Genomic DNA, 21,494 nt, shown 5'->3' with positions numbered 1-21,494 from the left:
CCAACCCGTGAGCAATGTATCGAAAACACCGCTCCCTGAATACCGCCCGCGTTGCTTAGGCGGCCTTAATGATCTCCTTGGCCGTTCAGATGCGACTGTCGAGTGGATAGAAGTGGCGGTTCGTCACCTCAAGCAAGTTAACGACAATGAGGGCACCTCCAAAGCCTGCGAACTTGCTGCTTGGCATGGGATTAAGGTAAATCTGATTGACTTTAATGATCTGCCGGTCCAATGGGCGAGTTTACAAGTCCTCTCTGTTTATCAGAAGCTAGAGTGGTTCCTTCTCGAATTCCGCGACGAGCATCCGCGAAAAGTACGATCAAAGAACAAGGGTGAAGACCCTCTTGCCTATACACTCAACGCGTATAACGTCTCAAAACAAAATGTCGGGGTTCTCGAATATGAAATCTTAGACTATTACAGGCTTGTCCGAAATCACATTATGCATAAACCCACAGAGCAACAAGCCAAGAAACACATAAGCCAGTGTGAGAGCATAAATGAGCGCACGGCGAATTCAGTTTATGCCAAGCTTGATGCGCCCTGCATGCTCACAACGCTTGGTTTCGATGACTTTATTCTTTTTTCGAGAGCTTTGAAGAATTTTGCCCGCTCTCTTTGTGCAGCGACCTGCCCAACTGCTCAGGAGTTCGCAGCGTTGCTAGAAGTGGACGTACCGCTTCGTAGAGCACTTCGTAGGGTGAATCAAAATCCGGAGCGAGTGCAGAAAAAACTTGCATCGTACCTTCGCCGGTACTATGGCTTGCCTAGTTGTGCAGATGACCTCAGTGCTGCTATATTAAGGCTGTGCCCGTTAGCTCAACGGTAGAGCATCCCCCTCCAACAGCCGACTTATTGCTGCAGTAGGTTGTCGAAGGGGAAGGTCTAGGTTCGAATCCTCGGCGGGCACACAGCTTATGACTTTGGCAAACTTCAGTGCGAAGCTAAAAAAGCCTTAAAGCATAATTCTTTTGATAAACCCTATCTCGCGCACATATAACTTCTAAAATGGTAACGATTTCAGCCGACGTCACCTTTGATGCTGAAATCACTGCCCAACATCAAGACGCAGAAGACGGGAGAGTAGATGATTGCCACTGCCAGAGATAGTGCCCGCTTCCGATCTTGGCGTTAGATGACACCATCACATATTCTTGACATCGACATTGACCTATTCGTCAATAAACCCGCTTATTGGTGTGAGGCTGGTGAGAGGCTCTCAAGCGATGAATACCGGACTTGGAGCGAAACAGAGATAAGATCATTCCTCGAGGGCGCCTGCGGGCTTAGAAAAACTAATCAGATTCCTGGTCGTATTGTTGAGCATCATCACGAAGTCTTTCATATATGGCGTAAGTTAGTCGAGTCAAGGAAAGTAGAGACTCCGTTCGAGGTTGTTCACCCTGATTCACATGCGGACCTAGGGTTTGGTGATCCTGGCTGGGTATATCTTATGGGCGAACTGCTTCACTTGCCAATTGGCGAGAGGACTAATCCAAAGGTCGGTTGGGAGTACATGAATGCCGGCAACTATCTGGCATTTGCTGCAGCATGTGGCTGGCTTTCTAGGCTGACATATGTACACCATCCGCAAGGCGGCAATGATCTTATGCATTACCACTTTAGAGATTTTGACGTTGCCTCAAACGAAATCGAATTGAAGCGATGTCCCCTGGAACGCCTGAGGCGCCTCCTCGTTTCCGAGCCATCCTATCTGAATTTTGGCGTGGAGCAAAGAGGGCCGACACTACCCTTTCAGAAAATCAGTTGCTTGGACTACAGTTGTGAAGAACCCTTTGACTACGTATTCTTCGCAAGATCACCTGAGTTCACGCCTATTGAATCTGATTTGCTTTTGCCAATCTTCCAAGAGTATATACAAATCATCTAACAACTTCATTCACCCGACCCGGCCTGAGGAGCCTGCCAACAGCAGAAGTGGCTTCGGGCGGGTGATGGCGAGCGTTAGGCGGCGCAACCGAAGAGAGTCCCACCACGATGCAGAACTACGATCTCGCCATCCCTACGCTGCCATCTCGCTCAGTCGCCTCGACTACAGAGTTCTATCGACGACTCGGCTTCGAAGGCGGAGCGCACCCCTTCAATAGCAATTACGCTATCTTCAGGCGTGGTGCAGTCGAACTGCATTTCTTCACGCACATGGATCTCCAACCTGCAGAGTCCTCAGCTGGCTGCTATATCAGAGTTCAAGACGTAGATACTTTCTACAATGCGTGCTCAGCCCTTGGGTTACCACGTACAGGTATCCCACGCATGGACAGACTCGAAGACAAGCCGTGGGGTCTCCGAGAGTTTGCCATCGTCGATCCTGACGGCAATCTCCTGCGCATTGGTCAAGTCATCTAAGGCCAGGTGCACGCCTTGCCGGACACAGCGCCGCCTAACCCCCCGTTGAACCACCGGACCCGCTACGGCGGGTCGGTTGACTCGAACGTTATACCGACGCGCGTGATCGACGAGTTCATTATCCAGCCGCTTGTCCGCAGCCCGCGCCACGACGCGGCGCTTGAGCAACTGCTCCACGACGCCTACGTCCCCGCGGGCTTCACGGAGGCGGCCCGCGCCACCGCGCTCTTCCGAGCGGACGCGGTCCATGCGCGTGGGTTCACGTTCGGCGCACACGATGCGTCGGGCACGCTCCTCGGCACCGTCACCCTCGTCCCCGGTGGCGGGCCCGCGTGCCGGATCGCCGGCGCACATGAGCTCGAGGTGCATCTCTTGGCCGTGCGAGCCGACGCCCGCGGTCGTGGCGTCGGCGAAGCGTTGGTCACCGCCCTCCTCGACGCCCCTGAGGCGCAGCGCGCCACCGTTGCCTGGCTGTGGACGCAAGCCGCGATGACCAGCGCCCAGCGCCTCTACCACCGGCTCCAGTTCGAGCGGGTGCCGAGCCGCGACTTCCGCGACGGAACCCGAGAGTTCCTCGTGTACGCCCGGCCGCTCAGCGGGCGCGCCGACTCGGGTGCGGTATGACGCCGCTTGCTGCTGCAGCAGAAGCAAACGTTAGGCAGACAAGAGGCGATTGACGATGAACCACGAGCGACTCGAAACTCAGCGCAAGAGCGGTTCACAGCCCCTATACGCGAATGGCATCCCCCTAGGCGTCGCCTTTCAGGAGTTCTGGACATGGTCAGGCTCGGATCTCATCAGCAACGCGCCGCGCGGGATTCTTGCTGCGTTTCTGGTCGCCCATGCGCTGGGGGTCGATGGATCCGCTCAACGTCAATCACGTTCTCGCCTTGCTTCAGAAGCTCTGCCTGAGAGCGGTGCCGCTCGATGGTCTCTGCGACGCTCAGGCCGAGGTAGCCAGCTGCATCCCGTCTGCTCCAGGCAGTACGGCATAACCCGCTTCTGCGTAACCTCAAGAGCTGGCTTCGCATCTTTACGCATGGTGTTCGCAGCGTTATCGCTCCTCGCTGGTGTGGCCCTGGTGTGGTTGTCTGTGTGGTTGAAGCTCCGCTCCCAGCAGTGCCTGCAGTGGCCCAGCGTCATGGGTCGCGTCACCGAATCTCGCGTGGACGACGCACGCCTGGAAACGACGAAGCCCATCCTGCGCTATTGCTATGACGTTGGCGGCCAAACCTACGTTGGCTTTCGTGCTTCGTTCTCCGGGTACGGTGTCAGCCGAGCGGCGATGGAGGCGGTCATCAAGCCCTACCCCCAGGGAAGCAGGGTCAGGGTCTACTACAACCCAAGGCATCCGGCATCCGCCGTCCTCGACAACACCGCACCGTCGGATTGGCCCTATTGGTTGTCGTTTGGTGTCGGCTTCCTGGTCCTCGCTGGCTATCTGGCCCTGCGATGAGCCACCGCCCCGCTTCGATCCGGGTCCTCGGCCCCACGGATGCCCCGGCGCTTCGCCAGATGCTGGGCCTCTTCAGCGACGCCTTCGACGACCCCGCGTCCTACCTCCACCATCAACCCAGTGATGCCTACCTCACCAGGCTCCTGGCCAGTGACACCTTCATGGCCGTCGCCGCCTTTGCGGCAGACCAGATGGTCGGCGGCCTGGCCGGTTACGTCCTTCCCAAGTTCGAGCAGGAGCGCAGCGAGTTCTACATCTACGACCTGGCCGTCGCGGAGGAGTTCAGGCGCCGGGGCATCGCCACCGCACTCATCAACACCATCAGGCGCATCGCCCAGCAGCGCGGCATCCATGTGATCTACGTCCAGGCCGACTACGGCGATGACCCAGCGGTCGCGCTCTACACCAAGCTCGGCACCCGGGAAGACGTCATGCACTACGACATTCTTCCCGGCGCGTAGGCGACGTGATCGAATTCCGCCTGGAATCCCGCCGCCGTTGGGCTGCAGGCATACAGCCCCACCTGTGCCGGTCCCGTCTCGCCCAGCTCCTGCAGCCGGGCCATCCGCAGTTGCTGCCAGTCCTCCCCATCCAGGCTGGCGTCGGCTATCACATCGCGGCCCTCGCGGCGCAGCCGGAACCACACCGTGCTGATCTCCCGGGCCAGGGGCTGGGTCGACCAGTCGGAGGCCTGGGCGTTGGTCACCACCGCGCCGAGCCGGTTGGGGCCGTCCGGTTCGAATTCCACCGAGGTCTTGATCCAGCAGGCCGGCGACAGCCGCAGCAGCAGTCCGGCCTGGTCGTAGCGGTGGCGCGCATGGGCCGTCACCCGGCAGGAGAGCACCCCATCACCGTCCATCTCCCGCAGCAGGGCATGGCCGTTGTCGGCCTCGAAGCCGTAGTGGGTGCGCTGCCAGAAGTCGGTGCGGCCCGCCGTCCAGAGCCGCAGGCGGCCGGTGGCGGCCTCCCGCTCCCATCGCGGCGGTTCGTTCAGCCACTGCAGGTCGTTGTCGAGGTTCATGGTGTCTCAGGGGTGGGGGTGGAGGCGAGGCCGATCTCCTGGCCGTAGGAGAGCTCCAGGGTGTGGCCGTCGGGATCCCTCAGGAAGGCCCAGAGCCCCACGGGCGGGCCATCGTCCCGGGGATCTGCGATCAGCACCCCCTCGTTGCGGGCCATCGCGCAGAGCTCCAGCAGTCGCTCCGGACTGGCGCAGCCCACCCCGAGATGGCCCAGAGGCCGCAACGGCGCCTCCACCACGCCGCTCTCGCTCAGCACCACGACGAAGGGCCGGGTGCCGTCGCTGATCCAGGCGACGCGCAGCCCCGTCCCGCCGTCCCGCCGGTGGACGGGACGCAGGCCGGTGTAGGTGGCATAGAAGGCCAGGCTCCGCTCCAGATCCGTGACGGGCAGGGCCACATGGGTCAGTCCGATGTCAACCATGGCGAAGCAGGAGAAGGACATGGAGGCCGGCCAGGGCCAGCCCCACGGGGATCAGCAGGGCGGGCACGGCGGCCAGCCCCATGTCAGCGGCGATCCAGCCCAGCGAGGTGGGCACGGCCACGGCACCGGCGCTGGCGGCACTGGTGGCCAGGCCGACGGCGGCCGGCACCAGGGCGACGGGCAGGCGCCGCGGGATCAGCAGGATCGTGGCGGGAAAGATCCCGGCCAGGCCGAACCCCGCCAGCGGCAGGGCCAGCCAGGGCGCGGCCCCACCGGACCAGCCGATCAGGGCCGCCAGCAGCAGGGCCAGCGAGCCGCTGATCCACCGGATCACCCCCAGCCGCCCCACCAGCCCGCCGAAACCGAAGCGGCCCGCCGTCAGCCCCAGCCAGTAGAGACTGACGCCGATGCCGGCTGCCACTGCGGCCTGGGAGCGGCCCAGGTGCTGAACGCTGAAGGCCCAGGTGCCGATCGAGGCCTCGAGGCCCACCGCCGCCAGCAGCACCAGCCCGCTCAGCCCCACGGCCGGCCGCCGCAGGGCCTGCCCCAGCACCCGCCAGTCGCCACCGGCGGCCCCGGCGGGACGCGGCCCCGGGCCGGCCCGCCGTTGCTGCCAGAGCCATAGCAGCACCAGGCCGCCCAGGCCGGCCAGCACCAGATACACCTGGCGCCAGCCGCCCCCCAGGGCCAGCACCGTGGTGGCGATCGTCGGCCCCGTGACGGCGCCGACGCCGTAGAAGCCATGCAGCGGGCCGATCAGCCGGGCGCCGGCCGCGTGCTGCGCCACGGCCGTGTTGAGGCCGGCGTCGACCAGGCCGATGCCCAGGCCCACCGCCACCCCCGTGGCCACCATCAGGTCCCAGCGGGGGGTGAGGGCGTAGAGCAGCAGGGCCGAGGCCAGCAGCGTGAAGGCCACCAGCAGCAGCCGGTCCAGCCCCAGCCGGCTGCTCACCATGCCGTTCAGCAGGGCCGCCAGCAGATAGCCAACGATCTGGCTGACCAGCAGCAGCGTCACCGATCCGGTGCTCAGCGTGAAGGTGTCCAGCAGGGAGGGCACCAGCACGCCGAGGGCCGCCTCCACCGCGCCGATCACCACAAAGGCGGCGCAGGCCACCCCCATCCGCAGGTCGCTCGCTGTGTCAGCCATCACGGCGGCGCAAGGCGACGGCGACCAGCAGCAGCAGCACCGCCAGCCAGCGGGCGGGCCCGTTCGGCTGCTGGGGGACCCCCAGCCAGCCCCAGTGATCGATCAGCAGCGAGCCGACCAGCTGGCTGCAGACCACCGTCATGGTGGTGGCGGTGAGCCCGAGCCGGGGAATCACCAGGGTGGAGAGGGTGACGTAGAGGGCGCCGAGCATGCCGCCGCCCAGGGCCCAGGGCGGGACAGCGGCGAGCCGCTCGATGGGGCCGGCACGGAAACCCCCCAGGCCCAGCAGCAGCCCGAGGGCGGCGGCACCCACCAGGAAGTTGACCGTGGCGGCGGCCACGGCGGAGCGCAGCGTGCCGCCCAGGCGCGCATTGGCGGCCCCGCCCAGCGACAGCAGGCTGCCCGCCGAGAAGGCACAGAGCACGGCGGAGAGGGGGTTCATCGCCCACCCCCCGACTGGGTGAGCAGGACCATGGCCGCCAGGAACAGCGCCATCGCCGCCCAGCCCCGGGTGCCGAGGCGCTGGCGGCGCACCCCCAGCCAGCCGTGGTGATCCATCACGAGGCCGGCGACCGCCTGGCCGGCCACCACCAGCCCGAGGGTGAGGGTGGCGCCGAGACGGGGGATCACCAGGGTGCTGGAGCTCACGTACCAGGCGCCGAGCACCCCGGCCAGCAGGGTCCAGCGTGGCGCCGTGCCGATCGCCCGCCAGTCGGGGGCCGGCAGCAGGCCGCTGAGCAGCAGCCCGATCAGGGTGAGCGAACCCAGCAGGTAGGAGTGGAGGGCGGCGAGGGGAACGGACTGGAGCGACTGGGCCAGCCGGGCGTTCATGGCCGCCTGCACCGGCAGCAGGGCACCGGCCAGCAGGGCCAGGGCGATCGCCATGGCCGAGGAGACGGGGACGACGGGCGCCCGCGAGCGGGGCAGGGACAGGCAAGACATCTCGACATCAAGAGACTTGATCCGAAGCTAGGGGTGAGTTGTCTTGACGTCAAGCTATCCTCGGGCCATGGCCTCCGACCGCATCGACCTGATCCAGGGCCAATGGCAGCAGGCCTCCCCGGACCTGGATGTCTCCGCCCTGGCCGTGGTGGGGCGGATCCTGCGCATCGCCCGGCTGCTGGAGCGCCAGCGCGAAGCCCTGCTGGCTCCCCATGGGCTCAGCCTCTGGTCCTTCGATGTGCTGGCCACCCTCCGGCGCCAGCCCCCACCGCACCAGCTCACCCCCACCGAGCTCTACGGCGCCTTGATGCTGTCCTCCGGCGCCATGACCAACCGGATCGATCGCCTCGAGGCCGACGGCCTGGTGGAGAGACACCGTGAAACGACCGACCGGCGCAGCGTCCTGGTGCGGCTCACGGCCAGGGGCGCCCAGCTGGTGGAGACGGTGCTGCCTGTGGTCGTTGGCAGCGAGCGGGAACGGCTGGAGCACTGCACCACCTCCGAGGAGCGTGAGCTCCTGGCCGGGCTGCTGCGCCGCCAGCTCCTGGCCCTGGACGGCGGCGACTGAAGCCTCCCCAGCACCATGGCTTCAGCACTCTCCTTCAGGCCCCTCACGCAGGCTGATCGCCAGCGCCTCGAGAGCCTGTGCATCACCTGCAGCGACTTCTTCGAGTGCATCGAAGCTCAGCCCGGTGGCCATGAAACGGCAGCCGAGCTGCTTGGTCCCCTCGCGCCGGACGTGGGCAGCGGAGAGAAAAGCCTCGTTGGCGTGGAGTTCGGCCATGAACTGGTCGGGGTGGTGGAGCTGTTGGCTGGTTTCCCTGGGCCGCAGGAGTGGTACGTCGGTCTGCTGCTGCTTCATCCCGAGCGGCGCGGTGCGGGAGCCGGAACGGCCATCTGGGAACACCTGCGGCAACAGATGACCCAGGAGGGGGCCACCACGGTGCGACTCATCGTCCAACAACAGAATCCCCGGGCTCGTCGGTTCTGGGAGCGGCAGGGATTCACCGTGGAGAGGGAGATGATGGCCACAGCCGGCAAGCTGGAAAGCCCCGTCTGGCTGTTGCGTCGTGATCTTCAGGCGCCGGCCGCCCATGCCGTGGCAGCCCAGCAGGGCTCACCTTGCCGCTGAGCGAAAGCGCCCGACACGACCATGAAGATCAGGCTCGAATCCCCCAACCCGGCCTGGACGGAGGCCTTCGAACGGCACAGGGAACACCTCCTGGAAGCCCTGCCGATAGCGGGGCTTTTCGTCGATCACATCGGCAGTACCTCCCTGGGCGACATCAGCGCCAAGCCGATCATCGACATCCTTGTCGGCCTGCCGGATCCATCCCCACTGGATGCGGTGATCGATCCCCTGCTGGCCGCCGGCTACACCTATGTGGAAGCGTTCACGGGCGCCATGCCGTACAGGCGCTTCTTCGTCCGTCTCCAGGCTCTGTCGGCCGGGCCCCTGCCTCGCGTCATCGGTCCAGCAGATGCGCTGGCCTTCGGCCGTGATTACGACTCCATCGCGAACATTCATGTGATGGAGCGCGGGACTGATCACTGGAGGCGACACATCGCCTTCCGTGACTACCTACGGGCGCATTCTGAGGTGAGACTTGCGTATGAGAGCTTGAAACTCAGGATTGCGAAAATGGATTTCGAGGACCCACTTGACTACAACAGCTTCAAGGCGGATTTCATCCGTGAGCATCAGGGGAAGGCGATGGCCTGGTTCCTGCAAAGAGGGCAGTAGATCTGGGTTGTAACTCAGAGCTGTCGATCAGGACTTTGGTTGCCTCTTGGGCTTACCGACGGATGAGATAGCCTGTTTAACTCTTTGTTCCCTGCGTCAGTTGATCGATGAAGGTCATCATTCTTGGCAATGCCGGGGCCGGCAAGAGCACCCTGGCCAGGAAGCTGATCGCCAGGCAGCCGGCCGCCCGGTTATCGCTGGATGAGGTCGCCTTCCAGTGCGGCACCGAACGGCGTCCCCTTCACGAGAGTGTCGAGGACGTGAGGCGTTGGATCTCCGAGCAGGACAGCTGGATCATCGAAGGCTGTTACGCAGACATCCTGGAGCCCGTCCTGGCCAGTGCCGATGAACTGATCTTTCTGAATCCCGGCGTCGAGGCCTGCCTGGCCCACTGCCGCTCCAGGCCCTGGGAGCCCGAGAAATTCAGCTCCCGCGATGAACAGGACGCGAATCTCGACAACCTCCTGCAGTGGGTTGGCTCCTACGAAACCCGATCCGATGAATACGGACTCGCCAGGCACCGGGCCCTGTATGAATCCTTTGAGGGGAAGAAGCGGGAATTCTGCCATCCTGAAGCGTATGCATCCACCCGGTGCTCCGTCTATATCGCCACCAGTCTCGATGGCTGTATCGCCCGCAGCGACGGCTCCATCGATTGGCTGGAGCGCGCCAACGCCGCCGTGCCCGCCGGTGAAGATTGCGGCTACGCCGACTTCATGCAGACGGTCGATGCGATCGTCATGGGACGGGCCACCTTCGAGAAGGTCCTCAGCTTTCCCGAATGGCCCTATGGCAGCCTGCCGGTTTATGTGCTCAGCACCACCTTGCGAAGCCGTCCCGCCGGAGTGCCGGACTCGGTCCAGGTGCTTTCTGCCTCGCCCCACGAGGTCGTGGACCGGGCCGCTGCAGCGGGCCACCACCATCTCTACATCGATGGCGGACGCACCATCCAGGGCTTCCTGAAAGCTGGGCTGATCACCGAGCTGACGATCACGCTCATCCCGCTGCTGCTGGGCTCAGGGATCAAGCTGTTTGGTGATCTGCCAGCCGACACGAACCTGCGTCTGTTGTCATCCAGAGCCTTTCCGTTCGGTTTCGTTCAGTGTCACTATGCGCTGTGCCAGCAGGCCTCGCCTTCAATGCCGACCCTCGAAGCACAGCCGCTGTGATGGTCCCTGAGGATCACTCGCGCATTCCGATCGAGCGATGGCGCCGTTGGCTAGGCGGCGTCCTGCTCGTACCACTCCTGGCGACGTCGGGCGGGTTTGTCTTCCTCCTCTGCCATGCACTGGTGCGTGGTGAAATCAGCATCGTCTCCAGGGGCTATCACGTGTCCAGCAGTGCCTACACGATCAGCGCGAATCCGATCGCGTTCTTCTTTTTCTTCCTGCTCAACGCTCTGCTGGCTGCCTTCCTACTTTTCGTCACCGTGGTGGTGGGTCGAAGGGTGGTCACGGGGACCAGGCCCAGGTGAGGGGAACTTGAGCGAATCGGGGGTGAGGCCCTTGAAAAGCTGGCCTCAGGCCTGCCGCTTTCTGCGACGCCTGGCATGGTACGAGTGCAGATGCAGTCCGATCGCGACCAGCGCCATACCGGTGGCCACCAGCATGGCGCCGAAGAGGCTTCCCAGAACGCCGGAAACCGGTACCCCCGGTTTCAGCAGCGACCTGCTGGGGTCGCGGGGATCGTAGAAGATGGGTACAGGGCGACCTACGGGTAAGGACTCAGCCTCGCGTTGAGCCACCTCAGCGCTCTTGATGATTCCCACGTCGTCAAGGCTTTGGCGCGTGCCTGAGTACGTGCGCCCCCATACGGTAAACGCGTAGTGCAGCCGCACGACATGGGTTCCTACAGCGCCCCGCCTTGAATCGATGATGATGGGCTTAGCCACCGCCTCCGATTTCTTCACTTCCCCCACCACCGCAGGCCAGGACCGTGATTGCCATCCCTCGACGATCATCGGCACGTTGCGCACCAGTAAGAATCCCCCGCCCCCGAGAGTGGTGGCGAGGATCAAGCCAAGAACCACCGCAATGAATGCAGCCTGCAGCACACGCATGATGGTGGGAGCCTAGCTGAACCACCCCCGCCTGGCCTGACTCTCCGTCCAGGTGACTGCTGAGAAGCAGATGCCGACCAGCCGGTTTTCCCGGTCGTCGAGGATGGTTGGATCAGCGGTGTTCATCGTTGACCTTGAAGGTATCGCTGCAATCCAGGCCCAGTCCCATCCGACGCAATCACGCGAAGACCTTGGATGACCCCATCGGTAGCCATCGATTAAGGTCATGCGATGAACGACCAGGAGAAGCTGAACCAACCCAGGGCCATGGAGGGCCTGTGGCATGACACGGTGGCGTCAGGTTTTTCGATGGCTTCAGACCCATTGACCTGCTCGCTGTTGAGGACCCTGGCCGCTTCAAAGCCGTCCGGTCGCTTTCTGGAGCTGGGCTCGGGAACGGGTCTTTCGACGGCATGGATTCTTGATGGGATGGATCGGACTTCGTCTTTGACGACCGTGGACAATGACGCGTCCTTCCTGGGGATACTCGACAAGCACCTTGGCTCGGATCCTCGGCTGGAGATCGTCTGCGCCGATGGCGATGCGTTCCTGCAGTCGCAGGGGGGTGCCCAGTACGACTTCATCTTTGCGGACACATGGTCAGGCAAGTATCGGTTGCTTGATCAAACCCTACAGTTGCTCAGCAAGGGTGGCCTCTACATCATTGACGATATGCTTCCGCAGGCCAACTGGCCTGATGGCCATGCCTCCAAAGTCGACGACTTAATCCATCAGCTCGTCTCCGACACCAGATTCCACGTGACCAAGCTGTCATGGGCGAGTGGCATCATCGTTGCCACTCGGCTTTGAGGTTTCGTATGGATGGATTCGCCTCGCGTCCCAGTTCCCCAATGCGAAGGGCACCATTGGTCTCAAGAATCCAGAGGATAGAGACCGTCCATTGGCCGGAGATATTTTTCAGCAGGCTTTCCAGCGGACAGGACTTGGGCTCAGTTATGGGGATGGACTGGTTTCCTTTTGGTAAAGAGTGACCTTTTGGTTGCTACTTTACGCCAGCGAGTGACCGGCTTAGTCGCTGGCTGTTGACCAACAACATGGCTGACGCGATGGCAAACATCCTGCATGTTGACTCCAGCCCACGGAGTGAACGATCCAGGTCTCGAAGATTGGCGCGGGAGTTCATGGATGCCTGGCGGAACAGCCATCCTGATGACGCCGTGACGTATCGGGACTTACGCCTGACACCTGTTCCCCACATCACCGAAGAGTGGATCGCCGCCGACTTCACACCCCCGGAAGCCCTGACAGGTGACATGGCTGAGCTGCTGGCCTTTTCCGATGAGCTGGTCAATGAGTTTCTGGCGGCGGATCATTGTGTCTTCAGCGTGCCCATGCACAACTTTGGTATGCCATCCAACTTCAAAGCCTACATTGATCAGGTGGTTCGCGTGGGACGCACGTTCCTCCTTGAGAACGGCCAGTTCAGCGGGCTGGCCGAGGGCAAGAAGGTGCTTTTCATCACGACCCGCGGTGTCGAGTACGGCCCTGGCTCGCCCTTTGAAGGGTGGGATTGCCTGGAGCCTGGGCTGCGCTATGCGTTTCGATTCATGGGTGTGAAGGATTTTCAATTCATCCAGGCCAACGGGTTGGATCTTGGTGACGATGCCGAGAGAAGGGGGTTGGACACCGCACAGTCAAGGCTCCGGGAACTGGTGTCCAGTTGGTAGCGCCAGCGAGGCACCACCTCGATTCTGTGAAGGTTCAAGCCTGAGCGCCTAGTCTTGCTGGGGTGGCCCCTGTTGTGCTCTGCACCGTTGATGATCACCTGTTCGCTCCGCTACATCATCGATCCCTACAAGCTCAAGGATTTCGAGCATTACGGCAAGAGCTGGATTCCGCTCGTCGAGAAGTATGGGGGCCAGCATCACGGCTACTTCCTCCCCTCGGAGGGTGCCAGCAATGTCGCCCTGGCCCTGTTCTCGTTCCCAAGTCTGGCCACCTACGAGACCTATCGCGCCAGGTCACTGGACGATCCGGAGTGTCAGGCGGCCTTTCAGTATGCGGAGGATACCCGCTGCATCATCAGCTACGAGCGCAGCTTCTTTCGCCCCGTCTTCGGCGACTGAGTCTGTCGGCGGCCTTGTCTTCCCGATTTCTCTCCGCTTTCGAAACGCCATGCCCTACGTCAATGTGCAGATCACCCGTGGGGCCACCCGGGCGCAGAAGGCCCAGCTGGTGAAGGAGATCACGGCGTCCCTCGTCACGGTCCTGGCGAAGAAGCCCGAACACACCCATGTCGTCATTCAGGAGATCGACGAAGAAGACTGGGGATTCGCCGGCGTGCTGACCGACGACTGGAAGGCCGGCCAGGGCCGGGCCGATCAGGCCTGACACCTGGTCCCAAGGCCACGCCCCGACCATGGAGGGTCGCTTGCCCCGAGGCGCCCTTCAACTCCGTCTGAGTAGTACGGTACGGTACCGTATCTTGCGTCGGACGCCCCCTGTCCATGGCCGCCCCACCCCGAGACCGCCTCCTCTCGGCCGCCCGGGAGCTGTTCTTTCAGCAGGGTTTCGCCAGGGTCTCCACCGATGCCCTGGCGAAGGCAGCGTCGGTTTCGAAGGCCACGCTCTACAAGCATTTCCCCAGCATGGAGGCCGTGCTTCGGGCCGTTGTCGAGCGTGAGGTGGATGGGTTCGAGCGGGGCGTCCCCATCACCGTTGCCACCGCGGCAGCGTTCCGAGCCGCTCTGGTGCAGTACGGCACCAACCTGCTCGACTTCCTCAACCACCCCGACATCATCCGGTTCGCCCAGCTGATGTTCGAGGAGGCGCGCGGCAACAGGGGACTGGCCGGCGACTTCTACGACTCCGCCTACGGGCGCACCCAGAACGACCTGGCCCAGCTGATCCAGCAGGGGCTCGACCGCGGCGACCTGCGCTCCAGCCACCCGGCCGCGGAGCTGGCCGAGCAACTGCTGGGTCTGTGGGAGGGCTTCGGCTTCATCCGTGCCCTGCTCGGCCTCACCCCGCAACCGTTCCCCGACCCCGGGACCTGGAGCGAGGCCTGCGTGGGCACCTTTCTGGCGGGCCAGGCTTCCGCCCCGCCGCAGGGCGACGACCCCACCCCTTCCCGAGCGGACCCCTGAGCGCCATGGCCATGCACAAGTTCGTTCCACCCACAGGTCCCGGGGACGTCCTCGCCGATCGCCGCCGGCTCTGGATCCTGGGGGCCAGTCGCCTGGCCTTCAGCATCGCGGTGGCGATCGCCACCCACACCGTGTTTCCCCTGCTGCGCTGGATGCAGCAGCGCCGGATTCACCGCGGCGATGTGATCTGGCTGGAGGACATGCCCGGGCCACCCCAGAGCCAGCGCTTCGACCATCTGGCCTTTGTGCCGGCTGACATCACCCCCAACCCCGGTCCGGTCCGCAAACGGGCGCGGTTCATGAAGGTGGAGTATCCCGCCGCCGCCTATCCCTTCGCCTTTCGCCAGCCACCCATCTCCGGGAATGCCATCAATGGCCTGGGGGAGGAGCGCCCCCGCCGGCCCGACCACGTGTTCTTCGGTGATTCCTACAGGCGGGCCTGGGGAAAGCTCGACTGGTACTTCCAGGTGATGGAGCCCACCGCCATTCATCGGCTGATCGTGCGGATGTTCTGGCAGGACCGGGCCCGGGTCGGGCCTGTGGCGCCCGGTGTCACCACCCTCGGCACCCCCGAAGAGGCCTCCGCCCACATCAAGGCCCTGGCCATCCGGATCGGCGCCGGATCGGTGGGCATCACCCACCTGCGTCCGGAGTTCTGCTACCACGACTCCAACCCTGACTTCGCCTACGCCATTGCGGTCGGCGTGCCGATGGATCGGGAGGAGATGCTGCACACCCCCAGTGAGCGCTCCAATCAACAGATCATGCGGACCTACCTGGACGTGAACCGGGTGGCGATCCGGTTGGCCCACGCCATCCGTGCCCTGGGCTATCCGGCCCAGGCGTCCACCAATCTGGCGCCGGGTTCCAGCACGGAGGTGCTGCATGTGCCCATCGCCATCGCGGCCGGCCTTGGCCAGCTGGGCAAGCACGGCTCGATGATCACGCCCGAATACGGCTCGAATGTCCGTCTGGCCACCGTGCTCACGGATCTGCCCCTGGCCGTCGATCAGCCGAGGGACATCGGTGTGGACGACCTCTGCGCCCACTGCCGCATCTGTGAAACCAACTGCCCCCCGCACGCGCTGTTCCCGGAGAAGCAGCTGGTGCGTGGCCAGCGGCGCTGGTATGTGAATTTCGATAAGTGCGCTCCCTACTTCGCTGAAACCCGCGGCTGCGGCATCTGCATCGAGGTCTGCCCCTGGAGCACACCCGGCAAGGGCCAGGAGCTGATGCGCACCCTGCTCGAACGTCGGCAGGGGCCCGGGGGAGCCGCCCGGACCTGACGTGTGCCACGTTGGCCGGTGTTGTGGTGAGGTGGTGTGCACGAACCGCTCCTGACGGTGCGCCGGGCGACGGCCACGGACGTGCCGGTGCTGGCCCGCTATGGCGTCGCCCTCGCACGCCTGCATGTCGGCTTTGATGCCGACCGTTTCGCCGTGCCGCCGGGTGGCGAGGGCGCCTATGCGGCGTTCTTCCAGGCGGAGCTCCAGCGTCCGGAGGTGGTGCTGCTGATCGCCGAGGCCGGTACCCAACCGGTGGGCTACGCCTTCGTGCGGATGGAGCCGATGAGCCTGGTGGAGCTGCGCGGAGCCGGAGCCTGGCTGCACGACATCTACGTGGATCCCGAGGCCAGGAGCGGCGGGATCGGCCGCCGGCTGCTCGCGGCGGCCAAGGAGGCCGCCATCGCCCTGGGCTCCGGCAGCCTGATGCTCAGTGCATCGTCACAGAATGCCGCCGCCCGGCACCTGTTCGAGGGCGCCGGACTGCGCCCCACCATGGTGGAGATGCGGATCGAACTGGAGGGGTGAAAGCGGCATCGCTGCAGACATCAGCGCTGACGGCCGCACCGCCACCATGGCCGAACAGCTCGCTCGGCTGGCTTCTCCATGAACACCTACACCTTCCTGAGGGTCCCGGTGGCCTACACCGCCGGCCAGATCGATCCGTCCCCGTACGAACAGGCCATCCATGACCAGGCCGCCCGTGGCTGGGATCTGGTTCAGATCTTCGTGGAGAACCCCGCCGCCATGGCCAGCGAGCACGTGCTGATCTTCCGCCGGCCGGCCTAGGGCCCCCCGAGCAGCGGCACCAGTTCCCGCACCGCATCGCCGGCCTTCAGCTCCAGTGCCACGCCGGAACCGCCGCAGTCCTCCGCTGGCAGCTGGTCGGCGCCCAGCCGCAGGCTGCGGCCCTCGCCGCCCTCCAGGGTCACGCCGATCACGCCGGCCTCACCCGCCTGCAGGTCCACCAGGGCATCGTCGCGCTCCAGGAAGCGCAGGCCGATCTGGCCCATGGCGCCCCGCTGGCAGGGCCGCAGGCTGTCAAGGTGCAGCCGCTTCACCTGGCCGCGGCGGCTGGCCAGCAGCACGTTGCCGCCCGCCGCCGCCCGCGCCGCCCCCACCACCCGTTCGCCGGGCAGCAGCCGCAGCAGCATCGGCCCCTGGGCGGTGCGGCCCAGCACCGGCAGGTTGGTGTCGTTGATCGCCAGCCGCAGCATCCGTCCGGTGCTGGTGGCCACCACCAGATCCTCCCCCTCCCGACAGGGCACCACCCGTTGCAGGGCCACCCCCTCCTTCAGCTTCAGCACCGTGGCGGGCCGGCCCGAGAGCTCAAGGAAGTCCTCGATCGGCAGCCGCTTGAAGCGCCCATCGGTGCTCAGCAGCCCGATGCTTCCCGACGGCGGCTGCGGTAGCGGCAGCACCTGCACCACCGTCTCCCCGTGGAGGCTGTCGGGCAGGAAGCGCTCCAGCCTGCCGGGGTTCTGGCCGGCGAACTCCCAGCGCAGCAGGGCCACCTTGCCGCCGGCGCTGAAGGCCAGCAACGCCGGCTGCTCGGCCACCGGCAGGATCAGCCGCGCCGGCGGCGGCAGCTCCCCCAGCTCGGCTGCCTGATCCAGGTGCAGCCGGCCCAGCATCTGGGGCGTGACGATCCGCACCGCCCCGTCGGTCTGGATCAGCAGGCGGCCATCGCCGGCCAGGGCCTCGAAGGCCTGCTGCCGCTGCAGTTCGGTGTTGGGCCGCACCGCCGCCGCCCGCTGGGCCACCAGGGCGTCGCCCCCTTCCACCAGCCGGGTGCGGCGGGGGGTGGCGTAACGCTTCTTCAGCCCCTTGAGCTCGCTGACCATCGTGTCGAGCAGGGTGTCGCGGTCGTTGAGCAGGTGCCGCAGCCGGGTGCGCTCCTGCTCCAGGTCGGCCGCCTCCTTGCGCAGCCCCTCCTGCTCCAGGCCCGTGAGCCGCCGCAGGGGCATGGCCAGCACCGCATCGGCCTGGCGCTCGCTCAGATCCAGGTGCACCTGGAGGCTGGCCCGGGCCGTGGCGGCATCCCGCGCCTCGCTGATCATCTCGATCACCCGCTTGAGGTCGTCGAGGGCCTTGATCAGCCCCTGCACCACCTCCAGCCGGTCTTCGCAGCGCTTCAGCGCATGGTTGGTGCGCCGGATGATCGTCAGCTCCCGGTACTCCAGGAACTGCTGCAGCATCTGGCGCAGGTTCAGCTGCTGGGGCTGGCCGTTCACCAGCGTCAGCAGGATGGCGCCGAAGTTGCTCTGCAGGGCCGTGCGGCGCTGCAGTTCCTCCAGCACCTTCTGCGGTTCGGCGTCGCGCCGCAGCTCGATCACCACCCGCATCCCCTCGCGGTCGCTCTCGTCACGGATGTCGGCGATGCCGCCGATCTTGCCGTCGTTCACCTGCTCGGCCAGCTTCTCGATCCAGCCCGCCTTGCTCAGCTGGTACGGCAGTTCCGTCACCACCACGGCGCCGCGGCGGTGGCGCCCCTTGCCGGGCTGCACCTCCTCGATGTGGGCCACGCCCCGCATCGGGATGCTGCCCCGGCCGGTGGCGTAGGTGTCGCGCACGCCGCTGCCCAGCAGCACCTCGCCGCCGGTGGGGAAATCCGGGCCCGGCACCATCGCCAGCAGCTTCTCCTCCGGCAGGTCGGGTTTGCGGATCAGGGCGATCAGGGCCTCCACCACCTCGCCGAGGTTGTGGGGCGGGATGCTGGTGGCCATGCCCACGGCGATGCCGGTGCAGCCGTTGAGCAGCAGGAAGGGCAGCTGGGCCGGCAGCACCGTCGGCTCCTGCTGGGAGCCGTCGAAGTTGGGGGCGAAATCGACCGTGTCGCTGCCGATCTCATCGAGCATCGCCTCGTTGGCGATCGGCGCCAGCCGGGTTTCCGTGTACCGCATCGCGGCCGGCGGGTCGTCGTCCACCGAGCCGAAGTTGCCGTGGCCGTCCAGCAGCGGGTGGCGGCTGGCGAAGGTCTGCACCAGCCGCACCAGGGCGTCGTAGACGGCCTGGTCGCCGTGGGGGTGGTATTTGCCGAGCACGTCGCCCACCACGCGGGCGCACTTGCGGTAGGGCCGGTCCGGGGTCAGCCCCAGCTCGTGCATCGCATAGAGGATGCGCCGCTGCACCGGTTTGAGCCCGTCGCGCACATCCGGCAGGGCCCTTCCCACGATCACGCTCATCGCGTACTCGAGGTAGGAGCGCTGCATCTCCTGATGCAGGGCGATCGGTTGGACGCGCTCGTCCGGCATCCGGTCCTTTGGGGCAGCGGCTCAGGGCGCTCAGCCTACAGATGGTGCCCGGGCCCCCCCGGGCTCAGGACTCGTCGCTGCTGACCCCGTCCCCGTCGGTGGCATTGGCCAGGGCCCGCTCCACCGCCGCCTTCAGCTCCGGCAGGGCCAGCAGCTGGGCGGTCACCGCCCGCAGCTTCGGCCCCCACAGCTGCTCCTTCTGGAACTTCTCTTTCACGTAGTTGGGCTCCTCCGCCAGGGCGGTCTCGGCCAGCTTCAGGGCCTGGGCCCGCTCCGCCGGCCCCCGCTCGAACAGGGCCGCCGCCAGGGCCAGGGAGGTCTCAGCGATGTCCGGCTTGATCTTCAGCACCCGCTGCCAGCGGCCGATGGCGTCGTTGACGCGGCCGCTCTCGTACAGCACCAGCCCCTGGTTGTTGATCGCCTCCCAGAAGTCCTTGCGCAGCCCCGCGGCCCGCTCGAACGACCCCAGGGCCTCCTGGGTGTTGCCCAGCAGGATCTGGGCATTGCCCAGGTCGAAGTAGGCACCGGCGTTCCTGCTGTCCAGCTCCAGCCCCCGCCGCAGCAGGCCGATGGCGTCCTGGGGCTTGCCGTCCCGCAGCGCCAGCGAACCCTCGGCGAACCAGATGCCGGCGTTGTTGGGATCCAGCTCCTTGGCCCGGGCCAGGGCCACCTTGGCCTTCTCCACCTGGTTGCTGCGCAGCTCCGCCTCCGCCAGCAGCACCCAGCCACGGGGGTCCTGCGGCAGCAGCCGCACGGTCAGTTCCGCCAGCCGGGCCGCATCCTCCGCCTGGCCGAGGCGCAGCAGGCGCGCCGCCGCCTGGGCAATGCCCAGCCCGGCCCCCTCCAGCTCCTTCTCCTGCGGCAGGTACACGAACGGCACCAGGGCCCGCGCCGGCAGGGCGTAGCCCACCAGGGGGGTGGCCGTCAGCGGCATGGCCAGGCAGAGGGAGGAGAACAGTCGCCAGAACCGCCGGCCCACGGAATCACCCCGAATCGCCCCAGCCTAGGGAGCCGTCCCCCGTTGTCCCCAGCCGCCCGCCAGCGCCGCCCGGATGTTGCGCCGCCACATGGCCGGCCGGATCCGCCGCAGGGCCGAGGCCCGCAGCCGCTCGTCCCAGTCGCCGTCGCTCCAGCCCAGCGCCTCCGCGCCGCGCAGATCCAGCAGCCACGGGCGGGGCTGCACGTCGGCGTCGGTGGCGACGGGCAGGGGCCGCCGGTTCCAGGGGCAGACCTCCTGGCAGATGTCGCAGCCGGCCACCCAGCCCTCCAGTCGCCCGGCGATCGCCGCCGGCAGCGCCTCCTGGCGGTTCTCGATCGTGTGGTAAGCGATGCAGCGGCGGGCATCGACCACGAACGGCTCGTCGAGGGCGCCGGTGGGGCAGGCGTCGATGCAGGCCGTGCAGGCGCCGCACAGGGGCTCGGCCGGGCGATCGGGGGGCAGATCGAGGCTGGTGAGCAGGTGGCCCAGCAGCATCCAGGAGCCCCGGCGGCGATGGATCAGGTTGCCGTTCTTGCCGATCCAGCCCAGGCCCGCCTCCTCCGCCCAGGCCTTGTCGAGCAGGGGGGCGCTGTCGACGCAGGCGCGCCAGGTGCTGCCCGGCGCCGCCTGCTCCAGCCAGCGCCCCAGCTGCCGCAGGCGGCCGTCGATCACCCGGTGGTAATCGCGCCCCCAGCCGTAGCGGGCCACCCGCAGGCTGCCCGGCGCCCGCCTGTGGGCCACGTGGTAACTCCAGCCCACCGCCAGCACGCTGCGCACCCCCGGCAGCAGGGCCTCGATCCGGCGACGGCGGGGGTCCTCCATCCAGCCCATCCCCGCCTGGTGGCCCGCCGCCAGCCACCGCTCCAGGGCGGCCGTGCGCAGGGGCAGCCGCCTGCTTCCCGGCACCGCCGCCAGCCCCACCGGAGCGAAGCCGAGCCCTTCGGCCCGGGCCCGCAGTGCCGCCGCCAGTACGCTAAGGGAGCCGGGATCGGTCAAGGGCTGCCGGTAGAGTCCCACGAATCCGACCTCCCCTGTGTGGCAGCCAGTTCCTCCTCCCGCTTCAGTCCCCTGCTGCGCTGGATGGGCCTCACCCTGGTGGTGCTGCTCGTCCTGCAGCTGGTCGCGGTGCTCACCCTCTGGGACTGGCAGGAGGAGGCCTTCCGCCAGCTGGTGGTGGAGCGACTGATCGGCCAGGCCCCGATGGGACTGATCGGGCTGCTGCTCATGTACCTCTCCTCCCGTCTGGAAGACCCGTCGGAGGAGCGCACCCCCGTCCTCTGGACCGTCTGCATCATCAGCGGTCTGCTGGCCGTGCTGCTGACCGCCTCGCTGCCGATCACCTTCGGCGGTGACCAGCAGATGCAGCAGCAGGCCGACCAGCAGCTCGCCGCCAAGCGCGGCCAGCTGGAGATGGCCCGGCAGCAGAGCAAGGATCCCGCCCTGCTCCAGCAGCTGATCAAGCAGGCCGAGGCCACCGGCCAGGTGCCCCCGGGCGCCACCGAGGAGCAGAAGACCCAGTCGGCCCGGGCGTTCGTCGATCGCCAGCTCGACCAGCTCGAGACCCAGTTCAAGCAGACCGAGCAGACCAGCAAGGTCACCCTCAGCCAGCGCCGCTACGGGGGATCCCTCGGCGCGGTGGTGCTGATCATCGCCTTCACGATCCTTTGCCTCGGCAGTGTCCTGTAAGACCCCCGTGGATCGTTACCGTTAGGGTTT

At 65.8% G+C, this 21,494-nt stretch carries 29 protein-coding genes and 1 tRNA gene; 21 read left to right on the top strand and 9 right to left on the bottom strand.

What is annotated here, in order from left to right; translation table 11 throughout:
* The first annotated feature begins 7 nt into the window (after window positions 1-7).
* From KBZ08_RS05560 to KBZ08_RS05535, 7 genes are all read left to right on the top strand, one after another.
* Window positions 8-829: a hypothetical protein gene (locus KBZ08_RS05560; RefSeq protein WP_254971971.1), complete on the top strand. Its 822-nt coding sequence runs from the start codon at window positions 8-10 to the stop codon at window positions 827-829.
* A tRNA-OTHER gene (locus tag KBZ08_RS05555) sits at window positions 808-911 on the top strand. Before KBZ08_RS05560 ends, KBZ08_RS05555 begins: the two co-directional genes overlap by 22 nt.
* Window positions 912-1,135: 224 nt before the next feature.
* A complete protein-coding gene (locus tag KBZ08_RS05550) occupies window positions 1,136-1,891 on the top strand; it encodes a UPF0489 family protein (RefSeq protein ID WP_254971969.1) in 756 nt (251 codons plus the stop codon).
* Window positions 1,892-1,998: 107 nt separating this feature from the next.
* Entirely contained in the window at window positions 1,999-2,367 is a 369-nt protein-coding gene (locus tag KBZ08_RS16595) for a bleomycin resistance protein (RefSeq protein ID WP_396122373.1), read from the top strand.
* A gap of 45 nt (window positions 2,368-2,412) precedes the next feature.
* Complete coding sequence (locus KBZ08_RS05545; RefSeq protein ID WP_254971966.1) at window positions 2,413-2,991, top strand: GNAT family N-acetyltransferase; 579 nt, start codon at window positions 2,413-2,415, stop codon at window positions 2,989-2,991.
* Between the two features lie 55 nt (window positions 2,992-3,046).
* Window positions 3,047-3,823, top strand: coding sequence for a DUF3592 domain-containing protein (locus KBZ08_RS16475; RefSeq protein ID WP_315861244.1), 777 nt, complete (start codon window positions 3,047-3,049; stop codon window positions 3,821-3,823).
* On the top strand, window positions 3,820-4,284 hold the full coding sequence (locus KBZ08_RS05535; RefSeq protein WP_254971962.1) for an AAC(3)-I family aminoglycoside N-acetyltransferase: 465 nt from the start codon (window positions 3,820-3,822) through the stop codon (window positions 4,282-4,284). Before KBZ08_RS16475 ends, KBZ08_RS05535 begins: the two co-directional genes overlap by 4 nt.
* Here KBZ08_RS05535 and KBZ08_RS05530 read toward each other — a convergent pair.
* From KBZ08_RS05530 to KBZ08_RS05510, 5 genes are read right to left on the bottom strand one after another with little or no spacing between them, the layout of a single operon-like run.
* The gene (locus tag KBZ08_RS05530) at window positions 4,260-4,844 is read right to left on the bottom strand and encodes a DUF1349 domain-containing protein (protein ID WP_254971960.1); all 585 of its coding nucleotides are present in this window, start codon (window positions 4,842-4,844) and stop codon (window positions 4,260-4,262) included. The two genes, KBZ08_RS05535 and KBZ08_RS05530, sit on opposite strands and share 25 nt — an antisense overlap.
* Window positions 4,841-5,263, bottom strand: a complete 423-nt coding sequence (locus KBZ08_RS05525; RefSeq protein WP_254971958.1) for a VOC family protein — start codon at window positions 5,261-5,263, stop codon at window positions 4,841-4,843. Before KBZ08_RS05525 ends, KBZ08_RS05530 begins: the two co-directional genes overlap by 4 nt.
* Window positions 5,256-6,410 (bottom strand): sugar MFS transporter, encoded by a 1,155-nt coding sequence (locus tag KBZ08_RS05520; protein ID WP_254971957.1) that lies wholly within the window; start codon window positions 6,408-6,410, stop codon window positions 5,256-5,258. The genes KBZ08_RS05525 and KBZ08_RS05520 overlap by 8 nt, the downstream gene beginning before the upstream one ends.
* On the bottom strand, window positions 6,403-6,852 hold the full coding sequence (locus KBZ08_RS05515; protein ID WP_254971955.1) for a DMT family transporter: 450 nt from the start codon (window positions 6,850-6,852) through the stop codon (window positions 6,403-6,405). Before KBZ08_RS05515 ends, KBZ08_RS05520 begins: the two co-directional genes overlap by 8 nt.
* On the bottom strand, window positions 6,849-7,352 hold the full coding sequence (locus tag KBZ08_RS05510) for a DMT family transporter (protein WP_254971953.1): 504 nt from the start codon (window positions 7,350-7,352) through the stop codon (window positions 6,849-6,851). The genes KBZ08_RS05515 and KBZ08_RS05510 overlap by 4 nt, the downstream gene beginning before the upstream one ends.
* 67 nt (window positions 7,353-7,419) lie before the next feature.
* On the opposite strand from KBZ08_RS05510, the gene KBZ08_RS05505 reads away from it, so the two are divergent.
* From KBZ08_RS05505 to KBZ08_RS05485, 5 genes are all read left to right on the top strand, one after another.
* Window positions 7,420-7,920, top strand: a complete 501-nt coding sequence (locus tag KBZ08_RS05505; protein ID WP_106222223.1) for a MarR family winged helix-turn-helix transcriptional regulator — start codon at window positions 7,420-7,422, stop codon at window positions 7,918-7,920.
* A gap of 15 nt (window positions 7,921-7,935) precedes the next feature.
* Window positions 7,936-8,484, top strand: a complete 549-nt coding sequence (locus tag KBZ08_RS16590) for a GNAT family N-acetyltransferase (protein ID WP_396103738.1) — start codon at window positions 7,936-7,938, stop codon at window positions 8,482-8,484.
* A gap of 21 nt (window positions 8,485-8,505) precedes the next feature.
* The gene (locus tag KBZ08_RS05495; RefSeq protein ID WP_254971950.1) at window positions 8,506-9,096 is read left to right on the top strand and encodes a GrpB family protein; all 591 of its coding nucleotides are present in this window, start codon (window positions 8,506-8,508) and stop codon (window positions 9,094-9,096) included.
* A gap of 107 nt (window positions 9,097-9,203) precedes the next feature.
* Window positions 9,204-10,265 carry a dihydrofolate reductase family protein gene (locus tag KBZ08_RS05490; RefSeq protein ID WP_254971947.1) on the top strand — a complete coding sequence of 354 codons (1,062 nt, stop codon included), beginning with the start codon at window positions 9,204-9,206 and terminating at the stop codon, window positions 10,263-10,265.
* On the top strand, window positions 10,265-10,570 hold the full coding sequence (locus KBZ08_RS05485) for a hypothetical protein (RefSeq protein WP_106222222.1): 306 nt from the start codon (window positions 10,265-10,267) through the stop codon (window positions 10,568-10,570). The genes KBZ08_RS05490 and KBZ08_RS05485 overlap by 1 nt, the downstream gene beginning before the upstream one ends.
* Before the next feature lie 45 nt (window positions 10,571-10,615).
* Here KBZ08_RS05485 and KBZ08_RS05480 read toward each other — a convergent pair whose 3' ends face one another.
* Window positions 10,616-11,155, bottom strand: coding sequence for a DUF3592 domain-containing protein (locus KBZ08_RS05480; RefSeq protein WP_216915689.1), 540 nt, complete (start codon window positions 11,153-11,155; stop codon window positions 10,616-10,618).
* 231 nt (window positions 11,156-11,386) lie between these two features.
* Between KBZ08_RS05480 and KBZ08_RS05475 the strand changes: the two genes are divergently transcribed.
* The 8 genes from KBZ08_RS05475 (at window position 11,387) to KBZ08_RS05440 (ending at window position 16,334) form a co-directional block, all read left to right on the top strand.
* The gene (locus KBZ08_RS05475; RefSeq protein WP_254971944.1) at window positions 11,387-11,965 is read left to right on the top strand and encodes an O-methyltransferase; all 579 of its coding nucleotides are present in this window, start codon (window positions 11,387-11,389) and stop codon (window positions 11,963-11,965) included.
* 245 nt (window positions 11,966-12,210) lie between these two features.
* On the top strand, window positions 12,211-12,843 hold the full coding sequence (locus tag KBZ08_RS05470) for an NAD(P)H-dependent oxidoreductase (RefSeq protein ID WP_315861247.1): 633 nt from the start codon (window positions 12,211-12,213) through the stop codon (window positions 12,841-12,843).
* 90 nt (window positions 12,844-12,933) lie between these two features.
* Window positions 12,934-13,242, top strand: a complete 309-nt coding sequence (locus KBZ08_RS05465; RefSeq protein ID WP_254971942.1) for an NIPSNAP family protein — start codon at window positions 12,934-12,936, stop codon at window positions 13,240-13,242.
* Window positions 13,243-13,291: 49 nt separating this feature from the next.
* Complete coding sequence (locus tag KBZ08_RS05460) at window positions 13,292-13,507, top strand: 4-oxalocrotonate tautomerase family protein (RefSeq protein ID WP_254971941.1); 216 nt, start codon at window positions 13,292-13,294, stop codon at window positions 13,505-13,507.
* 116 nt (window positions 13,508-13,623) lie between these two features.
* Window positions 13,624-14,262 carry a TetR/AcrR family transcriptional regulator gene (locus tag KBZ08_RS05455; protein ID WP_254971940.1) on the top strand — a complete coding sequence of 213 codons (639 nt, stop codon included), beginning with the start codon at window positions 13,624-13,626 and terminating at the stop codon, window positions 14,260-14,262.
* A gap of 5 nt (window positions 14,263-14,267) precedes the next feature.
* Window positions 14,268-15,548: a 4Fe-4S dicluster domain-containing protein gene (locus KBZ08_RS05450; protein WP_254971939.1), complete on the top strand. Its 1,281-nt coding sequence runs from the start codon at window positions 14,268-14,270 to the stop codon at window positions 15,546-15,548.
* Between the two features lie 36 nt (window positions 15,549-15,584).
* Window positions 15,585-16,073 carry a GNAT family N-acetyltransferase gene (locus KBZ08_RS05445; protein ID WP_106222207.1) on the top strand — a complete coding sequence of 163 codons (489 nt, stop codon included), beginning with the start codon at window positions 15,585-15,587 and terminating at the stop codon, window positions 16,071-16,073.
* Window positions 16,074-16,151: 78 nt separating this feature from the next.
* Window positions 16,152-16,334, top strand: coding sequence for a DUF4177 domain-containing protein (locus KBZ08_RS05440; protein ID WP_094586332.1), 183 nt, complete (start codon window positions 16,152-16,154; stop codon window positions 16,332-16,334).
* Here the strand turns inward: KBZ08_RS05440 and KBZ08_RS05435 are convergent.
* The 3 genes from KBZ08_RS05435 to queG all read right to left on the bottom strand — a co-directional run bounded on the left by KBZ08_RS05435 (window position 16,331) and on the right by queG (window position 20,774).
* Window positions 16,331-18,799 carry a DNA topoisomerase (ATP-hydrolyzing) subunit A gene (locus tag KBZ08_RS05435; RefSeq protein ID WP_254971938.1) on the bottom strand — a complete coding sequence of 823 codons (2,469 nt, stop codon included), beginning with the start codon at window positions 18,797-18,799 and terminating at the stop codon, window positions 16,331-16,333. The genes KBZ08_RS05440 and KBZ08_RS05435 overlap by 4 nt on opposite strands.
* A 64-nt stretch (window positions 18,800-18,863) precedes the next feature.
* On the bottom strand, window positions 18,864-19,778 hold the full coding sequence (locus KBZ08_RS05430) for a tetratricopeptide repeat protein (protein ID WP_106222203.1): 915 nt from the start codon (window positions 19,776-19,778) through the stop codon (window positions 18,864-18,866).
* 24 nt (window positions 19,779-19,802) lie between these two features.
* Window positions 19,803-20,774 carry a tRNA epoxyqueuosine(34) reductase QueG gene (gene queG / locus KBZ08_RS05425; RefSeq protein ID WP_254971937.1) on the bottom strand — a complete coding sequence of 324 codons (972 nt, stop codon included), beginning with the start codon at window positions 20,772-20,774 and terminating at the stop codon, window positions 19,803-19,805.
* A 39-nt stretch (window positions 20,775-20,813) separates the two neighbouring features.
* Here queG and KBZ08_RS05420 point away from each other — a divergent pair, with 39 nt between their 5' ends.
* Window positions 20,814-21,464 carry an HpsJ family protein gene (locus KBZ08_RS05420; RefSeq protein WP_219904361.1) on the top strand — a complete coding sequence of 217 codons (651 nt, stop codon included), beginning with the start codon at window positions 20,814-20,816 and terminating at the stop codon, window positions 21,462-21,464.
* Window positions 21,465-21,494: the final 30 nt, after the last annotated feature.

This window comes from Cyanobium sp. Candia 9D4, assembly GCF_024346155.1.
In the GTDB taxonomy this organism is placed as follows: domain Bacteria; phylum Cyanobacteriota; class Cyanobacteriia; order PCC-6307; family Cyanobiaceae; genus Cyanobium; species Cyanobium minutissimum.
This window is presented reverse-complemented; position numbering and strand designations above follow the sequence as displayed.

Bases quoted from the DNA above. Each gene is read 5' to 3' on its own strand.
- KBZ08_RS05475 (WP_254971944.1), top strand. From the start codon at position 11,387: ATGAACGACCAGGAGAAGCTGAACCAACCCAGGGCCATGGAGGGCCTG.
- KBZ08_RS16590 (WP_396103738.1), top strand. From the start codon at position 7,936: ATGGCTTCAGCACTCTCCTTCAGGCCCCTCACGCAGGCTGATCGCCAG.
- KBZ08_RS05535 (WP_254971962.1), top strand. From the start codon at position 3,820: ATGAGCCACCGCCCCGCTTCGATCCGGGTCCTCGGCCCCACGGATGCC.
- KBZ08_RS05490 (WP_254971947.1), top strand. From the start codon at position 9,204: ATGAAGGTCATCATTCTTGGCAATGCCGGGGCCGGCAAGAGCACCCTG.
- KBZ08_RS05520 (WP_254971957.1), bottom strand. From the start codon at position 6,410: ATGGCTGACACAGCGAGCGACCTGCGGATGGGGGTGGCCTGCGCCGCC.
- KBZ08_RS05495 (WP_254971950.1), top strand. From the start codon at position 8,506: ATGAAGATCAGGCTCGAATCCCCCAACCCGGCCTGGACGGAGGCCTTC.
- KBZ08_RS05505 (WP_106222223.1), top strand. From the start codon at position 7,420: ATGGCCTCCGACCGCATCGACCTGATCCAGGGCCAATGGCAGCAGGCC.
- KBZ08_RS05460 (WP_254971941.1), top strand. From the start codon at position 13,292: ATGCCCTACGTCAATGTGCAGATCACCCGTGGGGCCACCCGGGCGCAG.
- KBZ08_RS05530 (WP_254971960.1), bottom strand. From the start codon at position 4,844: ATGAACCTCGACAACGACCTGCAGTGGCTGAACGAACCGCCGCGATGG.
- KBZ08_RS16595 (WP_396122373.1), top strand. From the start codon at position 1,999: ATGCAGAACTACGATCTCGCCATCCCTACGCTGCCATCTCGCTCAGTC.
- KBZ08_RS05480 (WP_216915689.1), bottom strand. From the start codon at position 11,155: ATGCGTGTGCTGCAGGCTGCATTCATTGCGGTGGTTCTTGGCTTGATC.
- KBZ08_RS05550 (WP_254971969.1), top strand. From the start codon at position 1,136: ATGACACCATCACATATTCTTGACATCGACATTGACCTATTCGTCAAT.
- KBZ08_RS05510 (WP_254971953.1), bottom strand. From the start codon at position 7,352: ATGTCTTGCCTGTCCCTGCCCCGCTCGCGGGCGCCCGTCGTCCCCGTC.
- KBZ08_RS05525 (WP_254971958.1), bottom strand. From the start codon at position 5,263: ATGGTTGACATCGGACTGACCCATGTGGCCCTGCCCGTCACGGATCTG.
- KBZ08_RS05440 (WP_094586332.1), top strand. From the start codon at position 16,152: ATGAACACCTACACCTTCCTGAGGGTCCCGGTGGCCTACACCGCCGGC.
- KBZ08_RS05470 (WP_315861247.1), top strand. From the start codon at position 12,211: ATGGCTGACGCGATGGCAAACATCCTGCATGTTGACTCCAGCCCACGG.
- KBZ08_RS05455 (WP_254971940.1), top strand. From the start codon at position 13,624: ATGGCCGCCCCACCCCGAGACCGCCTCCTCTCGGCCGCCCGGGAGCTG.
- KBZ08_RS05435 (WP_254971938.1), bottom strand. From the start codon at position 18,799: ATGCCGGACGAGCGCGTCCAACCGATCGCCCTGCATCAGGAGATGCAG.
- KBZ08_RS05465 (WP_254971942.1), top strand. From the start codon at position 12,934: ATGATCACCTGTTCGCTCCGCTACATCATCGATCCCTACAAGCTCAAG.
- KBZ08_RS16475 (WP_315861244.1), top strand. From the start codon at position 3,047: ATGAACCACGAGCGACTCGAAACTCAGCGCAAGAGCGGTTCACAGCCC.
- KBZ08_RS05450 (WP_254971939.1), top strand. From the start codon at position 14,268: ATGGCCATGCACAAGTTCGTTCCACCCACAGGTCCCGGGGACGTCCTC.
- KBZ08_RS05485 (WP_106222222.1), top strand. From the start codon at position 10,265: ATGGTCCCTGAGGATCACTCGCGCATTCCGATCGAGCGATGGCGCCGT.
- KBZ08_RS05515 (WP_254971955.1), bottom strand. From the start codon at position 6,852: ATGAACCCCCTCTCCGCCGTGCTCTGTGCCTTCTCGGCGGGCAGCCTG.